We start from the raw sequence: 18,815 nt of genomic DNA on the forward strand, positions 1-18,815 counted from the left end.
CGGAAAATCAGTCTTGCGAGCCAGGTGCAGACCGGCGAAACCGTGGGCTGGCAGCAACCATCGCCTCCCGATCAGCCCCGATAGCGCTGGCATTCAAAAAGACGACGTTGCAATATCTTTTCCCAAGGGGGACATGATATGCATCGCCACGGATCACGCGCCGCAAGACACCTGACGACGTTCGGATTTTTCCTGGTTTCAGCACTCTGTCTGCTTGTGATTTCGCTGCAGGAAGCGCGGGCGGCTGTGATGCCGGGCGGCAATGGCGGCTGGCTTGTCGTCGCAAGCCGTCCGAGTGCACCGGAGGCGATCAGCACGGCAAGGGGATTTGCCGGCCGGTTTCCGCAAACAACCGTCTTTCAGTCGAACAACGGCTGGTTCGCCATTTCACTCGGCTGGATGACGCAACCCGGCGGCAATCGCTACAGGGCAAGTCTGATCGCATCGGGTGCCATCCCCGGCGACAGCTACTTCCACAACGGCCAACGGTTCCAGTTTGCAATCTGGTCGGCGACCGGCGTGACCGGCGGTGCGTCCCAATCCCTGTTTGCCTCGACCCGTATCGCCGCGCCGCCGTCCGGTACCCCTGGACCGGCACCCTCGGCGCAGCACGCGTACGTAACCGGCCTCGACCCGACAGGCGATAATTTCCTGTCCCTGCGCACCGGGCCGGGCACGCGCTACCGCGAGATCGTCCGAATGGGGATGAACACGTCGCTGACCATCCTCGGAAGAAGCGGATCATGGCTCAATGTGGCTCTTTCGGACGGACGAACAGGCTGGGCATACGGGAAATACGTCTCGACCGTTCCGGGATACACGGCCAGTCCGGCACCTCCGACCGTGGCGCCGGCACCTGCCGCGCCTGCCACAGTTGCAAAAAGATCGATCACCCCGCCCAGACGCGGTATCGTCGGCGACCTGAGCGCGAGCGGTGACAGCTTCCTGTCGTTGCGCGCGGGTGCGGGGACCCGGTTTGCCGAAATCGCCAGGCTGCTTCAGGGGACCGATGTGACAATGCTGGCGCAACAGGGCGCCTGGTTTGAAGTGGAACTCTCCAATGGCATGCGCGGATGGGCCTATGGCCGCTATCTCGACGCGGCCCGGCCGCAACAGAGCGCCTCCACAAACGTTCCGACGATTGGTCCGGACAAGCCTCAGGATGCCCCCCCGCCGCCAGCTTCATCCAGCGAGTTGACCCAATCAAACCCGAACCTTCCCGACCTGGGAGCACTGCCGGAAGGAAAACGCGTTGCGCTCGTAATCGGCAATTCCGCCTATGAACACGCGCCCGTGCTTCCCAATCCCAAGAACGATGCAACGGATTTGATGGAGTCGCTCAAACGGCTCGGTTTCACCGTCATCCTCGGTCTTGACCAGAGCAAGGTCGCGATGGAAGGAACCGTGAGAGATTATGTCCGGGCCATACAGGATGCCGACGTTGCCCTGTTCTTCTACGCCGGCCATGCCATGCAGCTCAGCGGGCGCAACTATCTCATTCCGATCGATGCGAAACTTGAAGACCAGACGGCAGTCGATTTCGAGACCATCGAACTCGGGACGCTTCTGGACTACATGAATGCGCCAGGGCGTCTTTCGATCGCGTTGCTGGATGCCTGCCGGGACAATCCCCTGTCGCGCCGGTTTTCGCGCAGTCTCGGTGTCAGCAGAAGTTCGCAGGTGGAACGGGGGCTTGCCGCGCCGCAGGCAGGCGGCGGCAACATTCTCATCGGGTTCGCGACGGCACCAGGCGAAGTTGCGCTGGACGGAGACGAGGACAACAGTCCGTTCACGACGGCGCTGCTGTCGCATATCGAAACCCCGGGTCTGGAGATCGAGATCATGATGAAGCGGGTCAAGGCGGACGTCTACGATTCCACGCGGGGGACGCAGTCTCCCTGGCACAACTCCGCCCTGCGCCGCGAATTCTATTTCAGGAAATAGCTTCGTCGAGCCGGGCAACAACAAGGTGCCCCGGAACCGGGTCGCCCTCCTCGAGCCGCACGGTGATCGGTTCCATTGCAAGAATATCGAAACCGGAAGATGCCAATGCCGTTCGAACATACCCTTCGCCCTGCGCGAACCGGTTTTTCGGTCCGACCATGTAGGGCTGGCCGCCCATGACCGGGTCGGGAAGCGTCTCCGTTGAAAAGGCCAGATAACCACCGGGCGAGAGCCGTGTCACCGCACCGGCCAAAAAGGGTTCGACCGCCCCCAGATAGGGAAACACATCGGTTGCCGTGATCAGATCCCAGACCGGTCTTTGACCGTCTTCTTCCTCGAAATCCTTCAGAAAATCGACCGCCTCGCCAACGTAAAGGTCGTCATAGACGCCCCGGTCGAAGGCCAACTCCACAATCTTCTCGGACAGATCGACGCCGGTTCGATGCGCTGTGCAATCGAAAAGCGACATCCCCGTCAATCCGGTTCCACAGCCGAGATCAAGCAGCCGGTCAAATGATGGCAGGTTGAGACGGTCAAGAAGATCACGCAGCAGCAAGGGGACACAGTAGCCGAGTTCATCGACAAGGATCTCGTCAAAGACATCGGCATGCTGATCGAACAGCGTTGCAACATAGGCGTCCGGCATCTTGGCGGGAGAGTTCGCCGCGCCCATGGCGGCAAGCCGGATACTCACACCGCCGGTATCTTCCGGGTCGAGGGCCAGAGCCTGCCGGAAGGCCTGCGCAGCCCCCTTGAAATCACCGGATTTCTGAAGCTCCAGACCCCGATTATACGCCTCGGCCAGTGCGTCATCATCCGCATCGTCGACGTCGCCGGTCACTTGGTCATCGTCCTTGGTCATCTTTGTCAGCTGCCTGTCGATCGAAATTCGCCCTGCCTCATTTATGGGGCCATCACCTACACCGGTGCCATCGCCATTGCACGGAAAATAAGGCCGCCCGGCTCAGAACAGATCGAGCTGGCTGGTGTCCGGCTTTGGCTTGCGGGTTTCGGCCTCGTGCGAATTCTCACCGGCGTCATCCGGCACCACCGGAACCTGGATATCCGGATCGTCGTTCACCACCTTGTTCACCCGGTTGGACACCGGCGTCGCCACCAGAAAATCGTCTTCGACCGGCTTGAACAGCGTGCCCGCTTCCTTCTTGTCGACATTCGCCGTGTCGAGCCAGGTGTCGAATTGCTCCGGCTTCAGGATGACGGGCATGCGATGGTGGATGCCCGACATCATCCGGTTCGATCCGATCGTCAGAATGGCCCCGGTATCCATGTCGCCGCCGTCGGGATCGGACCAGGTTTCCCAAAGACCGGCAAACGCCATGATGTCGCCATCGGCAGGCTTGATCCAGAAGGGCTGCTTGCTGTCGCCGGTGCGGCGCCATTCGTAAAAACCGGATGCCGGAATGAGGCAACGTCCATGGCGCATGGCGTTGCGGAACGAAGGTTTCTCGGCTGCCGTCTCCGACCTGGCATTGATCAGAAGCGTGAAACTGGCGGGGTCCTTGACCCAGGACGGAATAAGCCCCCAGCGAACGAGATGGAAGCGGCGGGCGCCATGTTCATAGCGCACGGTCGCGATGGGCTGGGTTGGCGCGATGTTGTAGCGCGGCGGAAAGTTCGGCTGATCCCTGTAGCTGAAAAAGTCCCGGACAGCATCCGGTGGTGTCGTTAGGGCAAGGCGTCCGCACATAGCGTTTCTCCCGTCCGTCTCAGTTGGTGCAGCGCGAAATTCTTTGCCTGGACACCACTCACTGATCCAAAGTTAGGCAATTGGAAACAAAAAAGAAGTAGCCTGTTTCTGAAGTCAATGACCAGGGGGCCGGTATGGAATGTTTGGATCCAGTTTTGGGCGCCGGAGATCTGGCCGCCGAACGGCTGGAGCAGGCGAACATAAATCCGCAGACCGGACTTGCCACCGATTACCTCAATCACTTCAACGAAGTGATGATGCTTCTCGAAATGCTCCCCGACATGCCGGACTGTTCGGACGATGTTCTGGACTGGGGCCCATTGGACTATGAGGGCCATTTCGAGAATTCCACATTCAAGGACAAGCAGCTCGCGATTCAGGCCTATTACGCAGCCCCTGCCTATCTGCGGGAGCACCTGGAATGTCATGTCTCCGGCATCAACGACCTCGTCGGCGAAATTCAGGAGCAGTTGCGTCAGACCGACAATGCGGCCTCCGTTGCCGGCGACATTGCCTACAAGGCGACACACGAGATCAAGCCGCTGATTGCGCTTGCCGGGGCCGTCATTCACGGTCATGTTGAACCGGAAGCAACTCAGCACGAAGGGGACGCGGCACAGGCTGAAATCGACGCTCTCTTCGCCTGATCCCCTGTCGAACCCGATCCGAAAGCCAGTTCATCCATGTCCCGGTTCTATCCAGATGCACCGCGTGTGGGTGTCAGCGTCCTGTGTCACGACGATGGCCGTGTGCTGCTGATCCAGCGCGGAAAAGACCCTTTCAAGGGATTTTGGAGCCTCCCTGGCGGACTTGTCGAACTCGGAGAACCTCTCCTCGCGGCCGCCAAACGAGAGCTTTGGGAAGAAACGGGTGTCGAGGCGGATCTGTCCGAACCGGTCGAGACGTTCGATTCCATTCAGTTCGACGACAACGGCAAGGTGCTGACCCATTTCATCCTGACCGTCTTTTGCGGCGCACTCCGGTCCGGCAAAGCCGTTGCAGGCGATGACGCGCGTGCCCTTGCCTGGGTCCGTCCGGAGGAACTCGACGACCGGCCAACAACGCCCGGCACGGCTGACCGCATTCGCCGGCACCTCCCGCTCTGAGCCCAATCGCGTAACGCTCACAGAGGTTTGCGGAACCGTGATTTCCCGATTTCGGGTGCGCCGGGCGAAGATATCCGTGTGCTCGGCAAATGGAGGCATGCATGCAGATCCAGCACATATGGATGTTACTTCTGGCCATAAGCGGCTTCCTGGTGTTTTCGCTTCTTACGCTTCTTTCACCGGCGCAAGCGAACCCGGACCATTGGCGGCAAGCGGGCTTCACCACTGATTTTGCACTCCATTCGGTCGATCTGGGAACCATCTTCTCTGGTGGCCCGCCCAAGGACGGCATTCCGTCGATAGACGAACCGAGCTTTCAAGCCGCGAACGACATCGATTGGCTTGAAGACAATGAGCCGGTGATCTTGCTGGAGATGGACGGGACCGCCAAAGCCTATCCGCTTCAGATCCTGATCTGGCACGAGATCGTCAACGACCGGATCGGCGACACCCCGGTGTCGGTTACCTATTGTCCGCTCTGCAATTCATCTGTCGTGTTCGACCGCCGCATCGACGGAATGCTTCTCGACTTCGGAACCACGGGGTTGTTGAGAAACTCCGACCTGGTCATGTATGACCGGCAGACCGAAACCTGGTGGCAGCAGTTCACCGGTGAAGGGATTGTCGGCACGCATACGGGCCGCGACCTCAAGATGATCCCGTCGCGGGTGACCGCGTTTGAGGACTTCCGCAAGGCGCATCCGGAGGGCGCCGTGCTTGCACGTCCCACGTTCTCACCGCGCAGTTATGGCACCAATCCCTATGCCGGTTATGACAGCCGTTCGGCACCCTATCCCTTTTTTCAGGGGGACCTTCCCGACGATATCAATCCGATGGCGCGCGTGGTCGTGGTGCGCGATGGTGACGAGGTGTTCGCGGTTGCCCTCGAACATGTGCGCACAAACAGTCCGGTCGGCCTTTCCGGTGACATAGAGCTCAGCTGGACGGGACAACAGGCATCCGTCCTCGATCAGCGCGAAACGGCGCGCGGGCGCGCGATCGGATCCGTCGAAGCCGTCAAGACGGAGGCAGGCACGCGAACAGCCCTGGTGCACGACGTCACGTTTGCCTTTGTTGCACACGCCTTCCATCCGGATGTGGCAATTCTTGGGATCACTTCACCGTAGCGCTTGAAGTGGCCACCGGCGGCGCGCATGATCCGCGCATGAGAAACGGTCAGATTTCTGATTTCATACGGCGGTCGGTTTTCGCCTCTGTCATCGTGCTCGCAATGCCGGTTCAGGTTGTGCTCGCACAGCAGCCGGGCATCGACGCTCCCCCCTATGAACAGCAGCTCATGCGCCTGTCGGAGATCTTTGGCGCGCTTCACTTTCTGCGGCCGCTCTGCAACGAAAACGACACGCCAAGCTGGCGCGACCAGATGGAAGACTTTTTAGATGCAGAAACGGTTAACGAAAATCGACGGCGAAGGTTCATCGAACGGTTTAATCAAGGTTATCGTGGATTCTCAGTTGCTTACAGGGAGTGTACTGACGCTGCACGTATCGCAATGGTACAGTATTTGCGTGAAGGAGAGACCATTATAAGCGATGTGACCAGCCGTTACGGGCGATAATCCTGTCGAAATCCCCCAAACGTTACGAGTTGGTTAACCTTTTGAATCAAATTTGTGGGTGGGCGTTAAGTTTGCGTTCACGGTTGCTTATCAGCACAGATCACCGTGCTAGGATCAGGTAATGAGATTCGGGAGAGGGACACGCGGGAGTTGTCTCCACGGGTTCGGGACAGACCGGTAAGGGAACGAATGATAAACGACGATTATGCTGAAGCGGCCATGGATGCCGAGTTTGCCGAAGACGAAGATATCCGGCGCGCAGCGCTCGGTTTTATCTCAGATGCCTGGGCGGAAGCCATTGCAAACGGCGTCGATGCGGATGCGGTCGCGCATGCGGCCATGTTCACCGCACTTGCCGATCTCGTGGCTGCTTATGGCGAGGACGCCGTCGCAAAGCTTGCCGAAGGACTGCCGGACCGCATCCTTCAGGGCGACTACACAGTGAACCGGGTGCTGCAATAGATTTGGCGTCTCAGAAGATCAAAGGCCGGCACTGCCGGCCTTTTTTGTGTCCGCCGTTGCCTCAGCGCGCCCAGAGACCGGCAGCGTGGCTGATACCGTTGATCGCCAGATTAAGGTAGATCAATCCGCCAAAGAGCATCAGTGCGACACCGGCGATGTGGTTGACCCGATCAAGCCAGCGGTCGTCGATCCTGGCCTTGAAATGCGACACGAGCGCAGAGACAAAAATCCACCAGGTTGTTGCGCCGGCCGAGACGCCCGCGACCATCATCAACGCGCCAAAATGATCGCCGTGTTCCGGGCGGTAGTTTCCAAGCGCGCCGAAGATAAACGCAAAAACGAGAATCGTTCCCGGGTTGGTTATGGCAATGAAAAAGGCAGCCGTTGAATCGCCGAGATAGCTGTATTCCGCGTCAGCGCCATCCTGTTTCAGATGCGGGTGCGTCTTCCATATCTTGAGCCCGAAAATGATCAGCAGCGCGCCGCCGACCAACTCGATCAGCCGGAATTGGCCATCGATGAAATTGGTGACGGCCGAAACACCGAAAATGGCCGCCGCGGCGAAAATCGTGTCCGCAACAACGGCTCCGAGGCCGACGAAGACACCGTGGCTGAAACCGCTGCGAACGGCGTGCTGGATTGCCATGACATTGACGGGTCCGACCGGTGCCGTGGTGAGGATGCCAATGAAGAAGCCGATCAGCACGTATTCCAGAACAGTCACGGCCGGTCCTCTTTTCCAGGTGATGGACTCTTTGGCAGGAAGCACTGGGCCTCTCGATAGCGACCTGCCCGCTTCCTGACAAGAACGGAAATTATTCCGGTGTGTCCGGTTTGCAGTCTTGCATGAATTGTTTAAGGAATGTCTCTGGTGGGCAAACGGCATCGCATCTGAACGTGGGAGATTGCCATGAAGCGGGTTACTTGGATCGCAGGCCTGGCCCTTTGCCTGTTACCGGCACCGGGCATGGCGAAAAACGTGACCACCGAAACCATTCAACTCGAAACGGACGGCGGGTCGGAGGCTGCGCCCATACCGGACGATCAACTGCAGATCCCGCAGACGGCGACAACGCCTTCTTCGCAAAACTCTGATGCACCGGCCGATCTGGCGCCACCGCAAGTTCTTTACAACACCGCCGTCCTGCCGAAGCCCGTCGCGCGGATGCATGCACAGCTGAAGGAAGCCGCGGAATACGGGGACCTGCAGCGCATCCGGATGATCCTGGAAAGCAACGAACTGCCGCCGACGCTCTCGTTCACGGAAATTGGCGATCCGATTGATTTTCTGAAGGAAAGCTCGGGTGATGGCGAGGGGTTTGAAATTCTCGCGATCCTTGCCGACACGCTGGACAGCGGCTTTGTCCATGTCGATGTCGGCACGCCGCAGGAAATGTATATCTGGCCCTACTTTGCCCGATACCCGTTGCAGGATCTCGCGCCCGACCAGAAAGTCGAGATGTACCGCATCATCACCGCGGGCGACTTTGCGGAGATGGAGCAATTCGGGGCGTGGACATTCTACCGCGTCGGCATCGGCCCGGACGGTACGCTTCACTATTTCGTTGCCGGTGACTGAGCGAAAGTCGTATACGGTCGAAGTTGCCGCATTAAGAAACGCGACAAAGGGTCAGTCCGGACGCATTATCCGACAATCTCCAGACCTTCGTCGGCACATACCCTGGCAACCCACGCCATGTCGAGTTCGGGTTCGGGTTTCGGCCAATCGCGCGACCCAGGCGCCAGCTTTGTTCCGCAAGTCCGGAAGACACTTTCGTGGATGGAACCTGGAACGTTGAGGATCAGCATTTCGGCATCCTCACCGCTCGTGTTGCGAAACGAATGAACTTCACCGCGGGGTACTTTCACAAACTGGCCTCTCTCTGCAAGAATGGTCTCGTTTCCTACCGTGAATTCGATCTGCCCCTTTTGGACAAAGAAGGATTCCTGATCGTTCATATGGCGATTGGGCGGTGCACCGGCACCACTTGATAGAATCGCACTACAAAGAAAATATCCGTCTTCCTTGCTCGAGGAATGAAAATCCATGATCATTCCCATGAGATAATAAGTTTCTGACATATCGCTCCCCCCAACACCCTAATTCAGACCAAAAAAACGCTATCTTTTTATTTAAGTTACTCTTCGTAACATGACTAAGAACGCAAAAAAACCTCGTAAATTTAGGGACTAATGCGGTACGGGCAGCCGGCAGGAGGCACTGACGGTCCGCCTTGTCACACCCGCACCGGCACGAACTCTGTTTGGCAATTCGGGAGGGTCAGGTTCTGGTCAACTCGGCGTAGTCGGCATAGCCCCGATGAAGGTGGCAGAACCGGAGTCGGCTTCCGGACTGCAAGGCCAGAGAACGGAGTTCGTCTTCCAGTTCGGCGCGCGGCGAGACGTGAAATGACTTCAGCCAGGCAAACAGCAGCCTCGCAAACCAGCGCGGCAATCCTTTCTGCTGACCGAAGTCGACGACATGGATGCGTCCGCCTTCTTTCAGACGGGCTGACCCGGCCTGCAGCGCTTCCCGCCAGATCGGGATCATCGAGAGGGTATAGGAGTAGAACACCCGGTCGTAACCGGAGACACCCAGGCCTTCGGTCGCGGACGGATTTGCAGCGTCCCCCTCGATCAGGGTGATCCGGTCACTCAATCCCGCATTCTCAATGTTCCTGGCGGCCGTCTCCAGCATATGCCGGGAGATATCCAATCCGTAGAAACGGGCATCCGGATAAAGCCTTGCCGCTGCGATCAGGTTGCGGCCCGTACCGCAGCCCAATTCCAGCACAGCGCCGCCGCGCGGTGGTTTCAGCTCCCTGATCAGGTGATCGCGCCCCAGCAGATAGTATTTGCGCGTGACATCGTAAATGTGCCGCTGACGCCGATAGACGGCGTCCATCAGTCTTGCCGTTTCGACCGCGCCGCTCATGTCAGGTACCGCTCCGCTGCTCAGCCGTTGAAAACATAGAGATGGAAGCCGCCATAAATGGACGAGCGATCCTGCTTGCCCAGTTCCAGGCTTTCTTCGTCTTCGTAGGTCCAGCGGTCAAGCGTGTCGTCGGCGACACGCCCGGGAAGCAGGGTCGGAGCGGCGGCCGTTCGGAACACGACCCTGGCACCCTGCCTGGCTGTCCGCGTGATTTCCGACCAGAGCGCATTCAATTGCGCATCCGTCATCCAGTCCTGCGCGTCGAGCAGGACATAGGCATCGAGGCTGTCATTCTCCACTGTCTGGAGGTGTTCGGTAAAATTGCGATTCAGAACCCGGACACGGCCGGCACGGCTCCGGATCTCTTCAAAATGCGCACGTTTCAAATAGGGTGGCAGCGGACCGGACTCTCCGGATGTTTCCTTCGCCTTGGGGGCATATCCGCGCCCGAACGCCTGCCAGGCGAAGTAATTGTCCTTCATGGAAAAATCGCAGGCGAGCTTTTCAAGGCGGTCCTTGAGGACAGCGGACATGTCACCCTCGGCACTTGCCGAGACAAGCGCATCGTATTGCGCGGGCGGTATGCCGAGGCCGTAAAGCGACATCTTCTTCGAGGTCGCCCAGCGGACCAGCCGCTTGTCGAACAGGGGCGCCAGGGCGGTATCGAAGAACGTGCGCTGCTCTTCCAGCGACCGCGCCTTGACCATGTGCTTCGGGTCAATGCCGTAGAGCTTTGCAACGAGATGGCCGGCCCCGATGCAATAGCCAAGCAATCCGTGATGGTAGAGGTCGCGCGAAAACAGCGTAATGCGCTTGCGTCCCCAGTTGGCGACGTCGCGGCCTTCCCAGTAAGCGATGGTTTCAGCGTCGAGATTTTCCCGGAGGAAACGGTTGTAGGCCGCGACGTTTGCCTTTTCATCCGCTTCGCCAAAAAACCGGTAGAAGGTCTCGTAATTGGGCAGGTGCCGGGCAGCGGCGAGTTTCAGCCTTCCCAGCGCAACATGGGCACGGTTGAGATCGACGGCGGTGATTTCCGCCGGATTGGCGGTGAGATAGGACATGACATTACAGCCACCGGACGCAATCGCGATCATGCGGGAGCTTGGCGTCAGGCGCAGCGCCTTCATGTCCACGTCCGGATCTTCCCAGATCTGCGGATAAACCAGACCCTTGAACGCGAATGTGAAGAGACGCTCCAAAATGCCTTCGCGCGATGTGGCATCCGAGCGGTGAACCGCATTGCTGAGCCGTTTCTTGGATGCTGTGAGCGTGCTCTGCGCCATGATTTTCTCCCGGATCGCCGCGCCAGTAATCGGCTTTCCGATACGTGAGAGAGACGACAGTTTGGTGACGCTGAACCCAAAAACCGAGGTTATCCGGATAATAAAAAACCCCCGCGATAGGCGGGGGCTTTCATTTCGGCTCGCAGGTGCCTCGATACGGTCAGCGGGTGATCACGACGAAGTCGGTACCAAGGCCGGTGTTACGCTTGAAGCTCCGGTCGGTGATCGTCAGCGAGGTTCCCGGCGTCAGCATTTTGGAGAGATCGCGGGCAACCTTTTCCGGCATGTCGATGCGGTTCAGGAGGTCATCCGAGGGGCCACCCCGGTCACCTTCTGCGGAAACGGCAATCCATTCAACGCTGCCCTCGCCCTGCTCGAAGTCAAGCGCGGTGTAGACATGCGTGCCGATTGCCTGTTCCAGATGCTTGATGGAAACCGGTGCGGAATAGATATCCCGGAACTTGCGGCGCACGCGCAGGGTTGCGTTGTGGCTCTTTTCGTAGCCTGCATCCAGATGAACGCGTGCAATCAGGCTATCGGTCACCTTTTCCGTCACCGGCTGATCGGTGATTTCCTGGTAAAGGCCGATTGCGGCACGGGTCTTGCGGCCGACGACACCGTCGACAGGACCGGCCTTGTAGCCCATTTCGTTCAGGAGCCGCTGCAGAACCTTGATCTTGTTCGGCTGTTTGCGCGGCGTAATGATCATGCGCAGCGGACGGTCAAAGTACGGATTCTCCGGCTGTGCGATTTCAAGTGCCGCCTGAAGTGTCGCAGGGCTGATCGCACCGCGCAGCGCAGGATCGGCATCGATCGTCGAACCGGAGAGACTGGCCACCTCCGTCGCCGGCACGAAAGGCTGCGGCAGAACCGGATGGCGAACGGCCTGCGGCTCGGCAGAACCACGTGTGACGACTACATGCATGCCGCGGTTGGTCATCTTGTAGAGCGACTTGGCAAAGGGGCGTGGCAGACGAATGCAGCCATGCGATGCCGGATAGCCGGGCAACTTGCCGACATGAAGCGCAATACCCGACCATGTCAGGCGCTGCATGAACGGCATCGGCGCGTTGTCATAAAGGTTCGAGAAGTGCTTGCGCCGCTTTTCGAGGATCGAAAACACGCCTGTCGGCGTGCTGTGACCGCGCTTTCCGGATGAGATCGGCGATTGCTCGATCAGATCGAGGCCGCGATAAACCTTGATCTGCTGGTTGTCGATCGACACGAGCATGTGGATCGGTGTCTCGTCGACCGCTTCCTTGGCGGTATCGGCGGCGGTGTCACGGGCAGCCGCCGTGGAAACGGCGCTGGCTGAAAAGATCGCGGCAGTGACAAAAACGCCAAGTCTGCCCTTACGCATAAACTGAAACATTTTGACGACATCCCTGAGCTCTCTAACGCTGAACCCTGAAGCTCGCTGAAAACTCTACTCAAAACCCTTTTAGATCGGGTTAGGAAACACAGTTACCCGTTGGTTTCCTTCCCCCGTTTGCAATACCACCTTGTCACTTTAGGCAGGTTGGGACTGTTATTCACATCACAAATTGTTCGGATCGGTATCAAACACGCAAAAGTGGCCGACCGGACGTGCGAATACGTTCGCTTCGCACCGCGTCGCGCTGCCAAAGCCTGGCCGGACTGATTTGAGTTATCTTTTGAGCCCGTCCTGAAAGAGGACCGCTTCGCCTTTCGAGGGCGTGCTGAGTTCGCCTTCCCACATGACCCTTTGTCCGCGAACCATCGTTCCCACAGGCCATCCGGTGACTTGTTTGCCGTCATAAGGTGTCCAGCCGCATTTGGAGGCGATCCAGTCGTTGCGGATGGTTTCACTTCGCTTGAGATCGACGACGGTGAAATCGGCATCGTAGCCGACCGCGATGCGTCCCTTGCGCGCGGTCTGGAACAGGCGCGCCGGTCCGGCACTGGTCATGTCGACGAACCTTGCAAGGCTCAGGCGCCCCTTGCTGACGTGGTCCAGCATGATCGGTACCAGTGTCTGCACCCCTGTCATGCCGGAGGGCGATGCGGGATAGGTCTTCTGCTTTTCTTCCAGAAGATGCGGCGCGTGGTCGGAGCCGAAGATATCGAGGATCCCCTGTTCCAGTCCCCACCAAAGCCGCTGCGAATGGCGCGGTTCTCGTACCGGCGGGTTCATCTGCACCAGGGTTCCAAGGCGCTCATAGGCCTCGTCCGTAAGGGTCAGGTGATGCGGGGTGACTTCGATCGAGGCGACATCCTTGTGATCGATCAGGTAGTCGACCTCTTCTGCGGTCGACAGATGCAGAATGTGGATCTTCGCACCGGTTTCCCGCGCGATCCCGACAAGGCGCTGCGTGCATTGCAGGGCAGTGGTCACGTCCCGCCAGACCGGGTGGGAGCGCGGATCGCCCTCGATGCGCTCTGACTGGCGGTCCCTCAACCGGAACTCGTCCTCCGAATGGAACGCGGCGCGGCGGCGGGTCACGGAGAGGATGTCCCGCACCCCGTCATCGTCTTCAACAAGCAGGTTGCCGGTCGACGAGCCCATGAAGACCTTGATGCCGGCCGCTGCCGGGAGACGCTCTAGCTCGGGAATGTCCTTCACGTTTTCCCGCGTGCCGCCGACCCAGAAGGCAAAGTCGCAATGCATGCGGTGATGCCCGCGCCTGACCTTGTCCGCAAGGGCGGCCTCATCGGTCGTCAGCGGGTTCGTGTTCGGCATCTCGAAGACCGTCGTGACACCGCCCATGACCGCGGCGCGGGAGCCTGTTTCCAGATCTTCCTTGTGGTCGAGGCCCGGCTCGCGAAAGTGCACCTGTGTGTCCATCACGCCGGGCAGAACGTGCAGGCCCGTGCAATCGACCTGTTCGCCTGCCTGGGCTGTGTCGAATGACCCGATCCCGGCGATCCGACCGTCCCGGATGGCGACATCGCGGACACCTTCCCCGTCCTGATTGACAACGGTTCCACCCTTCAGGATCAGGTCATAGGTCTCGCTCATGGAAATTCCTCCGGATGTCTCGGGCTCTGGCACGTGCTGCTATCGGGCTTATACGCGGGCGGCAAAAAAAGAACCAGATGTGAGAGACGAAATCCCAACCTTGTCGTGCGCGGTCAAAAGGACTATTTCGCGGTTAAGGTTTGGACCCATCAAAACTGCAGGAGTTCCTCGTGCCGTCTGCCAAGATTGCCCATCTCACCGACCGCGCCCTGATCCGGATTGCCGGGGAAGACGCGCATACCTTCCTGCAGAACCTCGTGACCGCCGATATGGAGGACACGGATGCAAACGGTGCGTCCTCATCGGCATTGCTGACACCACAGGGAAAGATCCTGTTCGACTTCCTAATCTACAAGACAGATGACGGCTATCTTGCGGATGTTCCCGCGTCCGTCGCCCCGGATCTCCTCAAACGCCTGACGTTCTACAGGCTCAGGGCGAAGGTCGAGCTTGACGTGCTGGATGCGGACACGGGTGTCTTTGCCGTCTGGAACGGTCCGGTGGAGTTCAACGAAGCCCATATTGCGGTGACCGATCCGCGAACATCCGCCCTCGGCCAACGCATCGTCGCGCCCGTTTCGAAGACCAACTTTCCTGCGGGAGCAATCGAGGCGGATCTGGAAGCGTATGAACGCCACCGTATTGCAACGGGTGTCCCGGAGGGCCTCAAGGACTATTCCTATTCGGACATCTTCCCGCACGATGCCGATCTCGATCAGCTGGGCGGGGTTTCGTTCACAAAGGGCTGCTACGTCGGTCAGGAGGTCGTGTCGCGTGTGCACCACCGCGGCACGGCGCGCAAACGATTCGTGCTCGTCAAAGGCAGTGCCGCGCTGCCTGAAATGGGAACACAGGTAACGGCTGGTGGAAAAAACGTCGGCGAAATCGGCTCGTCGATGGCGCTGGAGAGTGGTGAAGGTGTCGGACTGGCGCTGCTGCGCCTTGACAAGGTTACACAGGCCGAGGACAACGGCAGCCCCTTGACCTGCGGCGATGTCGAGATTGAGGTCCGAATACCCGAATGGGCCAATTTCTCCCTGACCGAACCGCAAACCCAGAACTGAAGACCGCCTGAGTTCAACAAGGATCAGAAGCAATCGCCCGCCCCGATCAACCGCCCCGCGCCTGGCAGCGGATGCTGTCCGGCCGCCGCCTCAACCTGCTGGACCCCTCGCCGCTTGATGTCGAAATTTCCGATATCGCGCATGGATTGGCCCGCGTTGCGCGCTGGAACGGTCAGACGCATGGCGATCACGCCTTTTCGGTCGCGGAACATTGCCTGGTTGTCGAGGAAATCGCGTTGAAACTGAAACCCGACCTTTCGCCGGACTGGCGTCAGGCGGTGCTGCTGCACGATGCTCCCGAATATGTCATCGGCGACATGATTTCCCCGTTCAAGGCGGTGATCGGCGAAGCCTACAAGGGCGTGGAGGCGCGCCTCCAGGCGGCAATCCACCTTCGCTTCGGATTGCCTGCCGAACTGCCCCAGGCGATCAAGAAACTGGCAAAGCGGGCCGACATCATCTGTGCCTATTTCGAGGCCGTGGAACTTGCAGGTTTCGACGAAGAGGAAGCAGCGCGAATTTTCGGCAGACCGACCGGTCTTGCAACGGCCGGCAGAGGCGCCCAGCGTTACGGTTTAGCACCCATGCCCGTTGCCGTGGCCCAGGAAATGTTCCTCAAGCGCTTCGATGAGATCGAAAAGTTGCGCGAAGCTGGGAACAACAGAAAAAGCGGACACGCAAAGGCGTGACCTTCCCTGCGAATGACCCTAATTTACAACATGAAACGATAATTGTGGTTCCGTCATGCTGCACGTGTGTTCCCTTTCGAAACTGAACGATACCGTCGCTTCGACCGGCGCGAAGTCCGTTGTCACGCTGATCAATGCCGAGATGGATGTCCCGACGCCCGAAGGGGTCTCGCCCGACAGGCATCTGTTTCTTGCCTTCAACGACATAGTCGAACAGATCGCGGGCCTGACACCACCCAACGAGAAGCATATCGAGGATCTTCTTGCGTTTGTCGCCAGCTGGGACAAAAGCGCTCCGCTGGTCATCCATTGCTGGGCCGGTATCAGCCGGTCGACGGCAGGGGCTTATGTCGCGGCCTGCGCGCTCAATCCCGAGGCGGACGAATACCGCCTTGCCGCATTGCTGCGTGAGAATTCTGCCTCAGCCACTCCCAACGCGCGGCTCGTCGCCATGGCAGACAAGCTGCTCGGCCGGGAGGGCCGCATGATCGACGCCATACGCGGCATAGGGCGCGGAGCAAACGCTTTCGAGGGCAGCCCGTTCATCATGCCACTCGATTAAAGGACCAATTGAGGGAGCCTTCATGCCGAACAGGCACGCCAGTATCGAGATCGGGTTGAACGCGGTCGTCGTGTCCGTTTCGGACGGGCTGCCGCAAATCGTTCACGTCAATGACGAGAACAATGCCGAACTCGACAGCCTGCCCTACGGCCCGTTCGACCCGATCCATCACAGGACCATCGAGATCGGCCTCAGATCCTGGGTGGAAAGCCAGACCGCCCTGCGCCTCGGCTACGTGGAACAGCTTTATACGTTCGGTGACCGGGGGCGGCACCGGGTCTCGGGCGACGAGGGGCCACACGTCGTGTCGGTCGGATATCTCGCCCTGACACGCCAGACCGCAGATTCGGAAAACACGCTGGCCAAACACAACTCCGCGTGGCGGTCCTGGTACGACTATTTTCCCTGGGAAGACTGGCGCGCCGGCAGGCCCTCCCTGCTCGACGCCGACATACTGCCGGCACTGGAGGCATGGGCGCAGGAACCGCCGCCTGAAGGCGAACCGCCCAAACCGCTGGACCGCCAGGAGCGGGTGCATCTCGCTTTCGGCCTGGGCGCTTCGCACTGGGACGAGGAAAGGGCCCTGGAACGGTATGAGCTGCTTTATGAAGCCGGTCTCGTGCCGGAAGCAAAACGGGACGGCCGGCCGGCCGCGCTTGAGCGCAAGGACCTGCCCTATCTCGGCGTTTCCATGCGGTTCGATCACCGGCGGGTCCTTGCAACTGCCATCACGCGCCTGCGCGGCAAGCTGAAGTACCGGCCTGTCATTTTCGAATTGATGCCGGAAGTCTTCACGCTGACAGAGTTGCAAACGTCCGTGGAAGCGATCTCCGGACGGCACCTGCACAAGCAGAATTTCAGGCGGCTGGTTGAAAACGCGGATCTCGTCGAACCGACCGGGGCAACGTCAACCACGACCGGCGGACGGCCGGCCGCGCTTTTCCGCTTCCGGCACCAGCTCATGAGCGAACGCCCCGCACCGGGCTTGAGGCTGGGCAGCCGTTAAGACCTTCTTAAGCAATTCAGGTAGTAAACCGTTCGTGATCGCAACCTAACACCTTGCGCCATTAACCATAATTTCGCGCAGTGCAGAAAAAATTTCGCGAATACCGGGCGATTTTACGCTTATTAACGCTCTTTCAAGGTTAAGCCTGCATCCTCATTTCCAGCGCCACTGTTTACAGAGCGTTAGTGCTTATCGCCCGGCGCATCGGGACGGTGTGAAACGAGTTGGAGTTGGCTGCGTATGTTTGGCCCTGGATCCCGCGTAGGAATGCAACTTTTTCTGAAAGTGACACAGAGCAAGACGCCGGCGCGTGTGCGCCTGCGCCGCCTGAAATACGCGCTCGCCGCAAGTCCGCTCCTGTTTTTCGGGATCGGTGGCTCGATCGGCGATCAGGATATTTTTGCCCTCATCAATGCCAGGCATGACCAGTCCCCCCGCTGGATGATGGCGCTTGAGCCGGCGAACTTCACCACCCGGATCACTCCGAAACTGGCGCTCGGGACACCAGCGGTGCCGGACTATACCAGCGCACCGGTGCTCACGCTGACATCGGCTGAAAAGGGAACCGAGGCGCGCCCGCTTTATGGCATGGGCGACGTTGTCGCGAGTGCGCGGCCGGTTGAAATCCCGGACGAAATCGCAACGAACAAATCCGCGAAAGGCAACAGGAAGATCACTGTTGCGCCTGACCGGCACCTCGTCGACCGGGCGGCCGGCAATGTTTATGCAATGTCCAGCCTGATCTCCAACGAAAAGAAGCACGAGGACCTGCCACGGGTCGCCTTCGTCAAGCCTCAGCCGCTGGATTCAAAGGAAAGCAGCCGCCTTGCCGAGGCCGGAAAAGACGGCCTTCTTGAGGACGGACCGCTGGACCTGCAGAAGGTAATGATGGCCAGGAATGCGGCAGCGGCCAGCTTTTCCCTCGTTTCCGCCTATGCACCGGACAGCGTGAAAGAAACCAAGGAACCCTTCGACGCGCTTTTCGGTGCGGCCAAGTACGAGCAGGAACTGCCGCCACCGGAAGATCCCAACAACCCGCACTGGTGGGCGCAGAAACCGCTGCCCCTTGCCGTCGGATCCAAGAAGGAGCAGCGCTGCCTCGCCGAAGCCATCTATTTCGAGGCGCGCGGCGAAACGGAAGAGGGCCAGGTGGCCGTTGCCCAGGTTGTTCTGAACCGGGTGAAAAACCCGTCCTATCCGAATTCGATCTGCGGCGTCGTCTACCAGAACAAGCACAAGCGCAACCGCTGCCAGTTCTCGTTCGCCTGCGATGGCATCAAGGACCGGATCTCAAGCAAGGGTGCCTGGAAGACCGCCCAGCGGCTTGCACGAGAGGTTTCCGACGGCAAGCAGTATCTGAAAATGGTCGACGCCTCCACACACTACCATGCGACCTACGTCAGTCCGCGCTGGGCAAGATCGATGGCGAAACGTGGACAGGTCGGCCTGCACATCTTCTACAAGACCTATGCAGGCGGCTGGAACTAGCACCCCGCGCGT

General features: G+C 59.3%; 20 protein-coding genes. 12 read left to right on the plus strand and 8 right to left on the minus strand.

Features of this window, described 5'->3' with window-relative positions:
• Positions 1-138: 138 nt before the first annotated feature.
• On the plus strand, positions 139-1,944 hold the full coding sequence (locus tag RBB49_RS01560) for a caspase family protein (RefSeq protein ID WP_306140895.1): 1,806 nt from the start codon (positions 139-141) through the stop codon (positions 1,942-1,944).
• Here RBB49_RS01560 and RBB49_RS01565 read toward each other — a convergent pair.
• Both RBB49_RS01565 and RBB49_RS01570 read right to left on the minus strand, forming a co-directional pair.
• On the minus strand, positions 1,934-2,806 hold the full coding sequence (locus tag RBB49_RS01565) for a methyltransferase (RefSeq protein WP_306140896.1): 873 nt from the start codon (positions 2,804-2,806) through the stop codon (positions 1,934-1,936). The two genes, RBB49_RS01560 and RBB49_RS01565, sit on opposite strands and share 11 nt — an antisense overlap.
• Positions 2,807-2,908: 102 nt before the next feature.
• Positions 2,909-3,652, minus strand: a complete 744-nt coding sequence (locus tag RBB49_RS01570) for an SOS response-associated peptidase (protein ID WP_306140897.1) — start codon at positions 3,650-3,652, stop codon at positions 2,909-2,911.
• A 134-nt stretch (positions 3,653-3,786) separates the two neighbouring features.
• On the opposite strand from RBB49_RS01570, the gene RBB49_RS01575 reads away from it, so the two are divergent.
• The 5 genes from RBB49_RS01575 to RBB49_RS01595 all read left to right on the plus strand — a co-directional run bounded on the left by RBB49_RS01575 (position 3,787) and on the right by RBB49_RS01595 (position 6,796).
• Positions 3,787-4,299, plus strand: a complete 513-nt coding sequence (locus RBB49_RS01575) for a hypothetical protein (RefSeq protein WP_306140898.1) — start codon at positions 3,787-3,789, stop codon at positions 4,297-4,299.
• A gap of 36 nt (positions 4,300-4,335) precedes the next feature.
• Positions 4,336-4,758, plus strand: coding sequence for an NUDIX hydrolase (locus tag RBB49_RS01580; protein WP_306140899.1), 423 nt, complete (start codon positions 4,336-4,338; stop codon positions 4,756-4,758).
• A 101-nt stretch (positions 4,759-4,859) separates the two neighbouring features.
• The gene (locus RBB49_RS01585) at positions 4,860-5,885 is read left to right on the plus strand and encodes a DUF3179 domain-containing protein (RefSeq protein ID WP_306140900.1); all 1,026 of its coding nucleotides are present in this window, start codon (positions 4,860-4,862) and stop codon (positions 5,883-5,885) included.
• A gap of 8 nt (positions 5,886-5,893) precedes the next feature.
• A complete protein-coding gene (locus RBB49_RS01590) occupies positions 5,894-6,334 on the plus strand; it encodes a TIGR02301 family protein (protein WP_306140901.1) in 441 nt (146 codons plus the stop codon).
• A 189-nt stretch (positions 6,335-6,523) separates the two neighbouring features.
• Positions 6,524-6,796: a hypothetical protein gene (locus RBB49_RS01595; protein WP_029063820.1), complete on the plus strand. Its 273-nt coding sequence runs from the start codon at positions 6,524-6,526 to the stop codon at positions 6,794-6,796.
• Between the two features lie 61 nt (positions 6,797-6,857).
• On the opposite strand, the gene RBB49_RS01600 is transcribed toward RBB49_RS01595, so the two are convergent.
• A complete protein-coding gene (locus RBB49_RS01600; protein WP_306140902.1) occupies positions 6,858-7,520 on the minus strand; it encodes a LysE family translocator in 663 nt (220 codons plus the stop codon).
• Between the two features lie 186 nt (positions 7,521-7,706).
• Between RBB49_RS01600 and RBB49_RS01605 the strand changes: the two genes are divergently transcribed.
• On the plus strand, positions 7,707-8,375 hold the full coding sequence (locus RBB49_RS01605) for a hypothetical protein (RefSeq protein WP_306140903.1): 669 nt from the start codon (positions 7,707-7,709) through the stop codon (positions 8,373-8,375).
• Positions 8,376-8,440: 65 nt separating this feature from the next.
• On the opposite strand, the gene RBB49_RS01610 is transcribed toward RBB49_RS01605, so the two are convergent.
• From RBB49_RS01610 to RBB49_RS01630, 5 genes are all read right to left on the minus strand, one after another.
• Positions 8,441-8,878 (minus strand): cupin domain-containing protein, encoded by a 438-nt coding sequence (locus RBB49_RS01610; RefSeq protein WP_306140904.1) that lies wholly within the window; start codon positions 8,876-8,878, stop codon positions 8,441-8,443.
• Positions 8,879-9,077: 199 nt separating this feature from the next.
• Positions 9,078-9,731, minus strand: a complete 654-nt coding sequence (locus tag RBB49_RS01615; RefSeq protein WP_306140905.1) for a class I SAM-dependent methyltransferase — start codon at positions 9,729-9,731, stop codon at positions 9,078-9,080.
• A gap of 20 nt (positions 9,732-9,751) precedes the next feature.
• On the minus strand, positions 9,752-11,014 hold the full coding sequence (locus RBB49_RS01620) for a DUF3419 family protein (protein ID WP_306140906.1): 1,263 nt from the start codon (positions 11,012-11,014) through the stop codon (positions 9,752-9,754).
• Positions 11,015-11,174: 160 nt separating this feature from the next.
• Positions 11,175-12,386 (minus strand): L,D-transpeptidase, encoded by a 1,212-nt coding sequence (locus RBB49_RS01625; RefSeq protein WP_306140907.1) that lies wholly within the window; start codon positions 12,384-12,386, stop codon positions 11,175-11,177.
• Between the two features lie 276 nt (positions 12,387-12,662).
• On the minus strand, positions 12,663-13,994 hold the full coding sequence (locus tag RBB49_RS01630; protein WP_306140908.1) for a dihydroorotase: 1,332 nt from the start codon (positions 13,992-13,994) through the stop codon (positions 12,663-12,665).
• 170 nt (positions 13,995-14,164) lie between these two features.
• Between RBB49_RS01630 and RBB49_RS01635 the strand changes: the two genes are divergently transcribed.
• The 5 genes from RBB49_RS01635 to RBB49_RS01655 all read left to right on the plus strand — a co-directional run bounded on the left by RBB49_RS01635 (position 14,165) and on the right by RBB49_RS01655 (position 18,803).
• Positions 14,165-15,058, plus strand: a complete 894-nt coding sequence (locus tag RBB49_RS01635; RefSeq protein ID WP_306140909.1) for a folate-binding protein YgfZ — start codon at positions 14,165-14,167, stop codon at positions 15,056-15,058.
• 71 nt (positions 15,059-15,129) lie between these two features.
• Entirely contained in the window at positions 15,130-15,747 is a 618-nt protein-coding gene (locus tag RBB49_RS01640; RefSeq protein ID WP_306140910.1) for an HD family hydrolase, read from the plus strand.
• A 55-nt stretch (positions 15,748-15,802) separates the two neighbouring features.
• Positions 15,803-16,309 (plus strand): tyrosine phosphatase family protein, encoded by a 507-nt coding sequence (locus RBB49_RS01645; protein ID WP_306140911.1) that lies wholly within the window; start codon positions 15,803-15,805, stop codon positions 16,307-16,309.
• Positions 16,310-16,331: 22 nt separating this feature from the next.
• Positions 16,332-17,315, plus strand: a complete 984-nt coding sequence (locus RBB49_RS01650) for an NAD regulator (protein ID WP_306140913.1) — start codon at positions 16,332-16,334, stop codon at positions 17,313-17,315.
• Positions 17,316-17,582: 267 nt separating this feature from the next.
• Positions 17,583-18,803 (plus strand): cell wall hydrolase, encoded by a 1,221-nt coding sequence (locus tag RBB49_RS01655; protein WP_306140914.1) that lies wholly within the window; start codon positions 17,583-17,585, stop codon positions 18,801-18,803.
• Positions 18,804-18,815: the final 12 nt, after the last annotated feature.

The organism is Roseibium sp. MMSF_3412 (genome assembly GCF_030733265.1).
Lineage (GTDB): Bacteria > Pseudomonadota > Alphaproteobacteria > Rhizobiales > Stappiaceae > Roseibium.

Excerpts from the sequence above, each read along its gene's own strand:
- RBB49_RS01630 (WP_306140908.1), bottom strand. The coding sequence starts at position 13,994 with ATGAGCGAGACCTATGACCTGATCCTGAAGGGTGGAACCGTTGTCAAT.
- RBB49_RS01570 (WP_306140897.1), bottom strand. The coding sequence starts at position 3,652 with ATGTGCGGACGCCTTGCCCTAACGACACCACCGGATGCTGTCCGGGAC.
- RBB49_RS01565 (WP_306140896.1), bottom strand. The coding sequence starts at position 2,806 with ATGACCAAGGACGATGACCAAGTGACCGGCGACGTCGACGATGCGGAT.
- RBB49_RS01645 (WP_306140911.1), top strand. The coding sequence starts at position 15,803 with ATGCTGCACGTGTGTTCCCTTTCGAAACTGAACGATACCGTCGCTTCG.
- RBB49_RS01595 (WP_029063820.1), top strand. The coding sequence starts at position 6,524 with ATGATAAACGACGATTATGCTGAAGCGGCCATGGATGCCGAGTTTGCC.
- RBB49_RS01620 (WP_306140906.1), bottom strand. The coding sequence starts at position 11,014 with ATGGCGCAGAGCACGCTCACAGCATCCAAGAAACGGCTCAGCAATGCG.
- RBB49_RS01605 (WP_306140903.1), top strand. The coding sequence starts at position 7,707 with ATGAAGCGGGTTACTTGGATCGCAGGCCTGGCCCTTTGCCTGTTACCG.
- RBB49_RS01610 (WP_306140904.1), bottom strand. The coding sequence starts at position 8,878 with ATGTCAGAAACTTATTATCTCATGGGAATGATCATGGATTTTCATTCC.
- RBB49_RS01585 (WP_306140900.1), top strand. The coding sequence starts at position 4,860 with ATGCAGATCCAGCACATATGGATGTTACTTCTGGCCATAAGCGGCTTC.
- RBB49_RS01650 (WP_306140913.1), top strand. The coding sequence starts at position 16,332 with ATGCCGAACAGGCACGCCAGTATCGAGATCGGGTTGAACGCGGTCGTC.
- RBB49_RS01560 (WP_306140895.1), top strand. The coding sequence starts at position 139 with ATGCATCGCCACGGATCACGCGCCGCAAGACACCTGACGACGTTCGGA.
- RBB49_RS01655 (WP_306140914.1), top strand. The coding sequence starts at position 17,583 with ATGCAACTTTTTCTGAAAGTGACACAGAGCAAGACGCCGGCGCGTGTG.
- RBB49_RS01580 (WP_306140899.1), top strand. The coding sequence starts at position 4,336 with ATGTCCCGGTTCTATCCAGATGCACCGCGTGTGGGTGTCAGCGTCCTG.
- RBB49_RS01615 (WP_306140905.1), bottom strand. The coding sequence starts at position 9,731 with ATGAGCGGCGCGGTCGAAACGGCAAGACTGATGGACGCCGTCTATCGG.
- RBB49_RS01640 (WP_306140910.1), top strand. The coding sequence starts at position 15,130 with ATGCTGTCCGGCCGCCGCCTCAACCTGCTGGACCCCTCGCCGCTTGAT.
- RBB49_RS01625 (WP_306140907.1), bottom strand. The coding sequence starts at position 12,386 with ATGTTTCAGTTTATGCGTAAGGGCAGACTTGGCGTTTTTGTCACTGCC.
- RBB49_RS01575 (WP_306140898.1), top strand. The coding sequence starts at position 3,787 with ATGGAATGTTTGGATCCAGTTTTGGGCGCCGGAGATCTGGCCGCCGAA.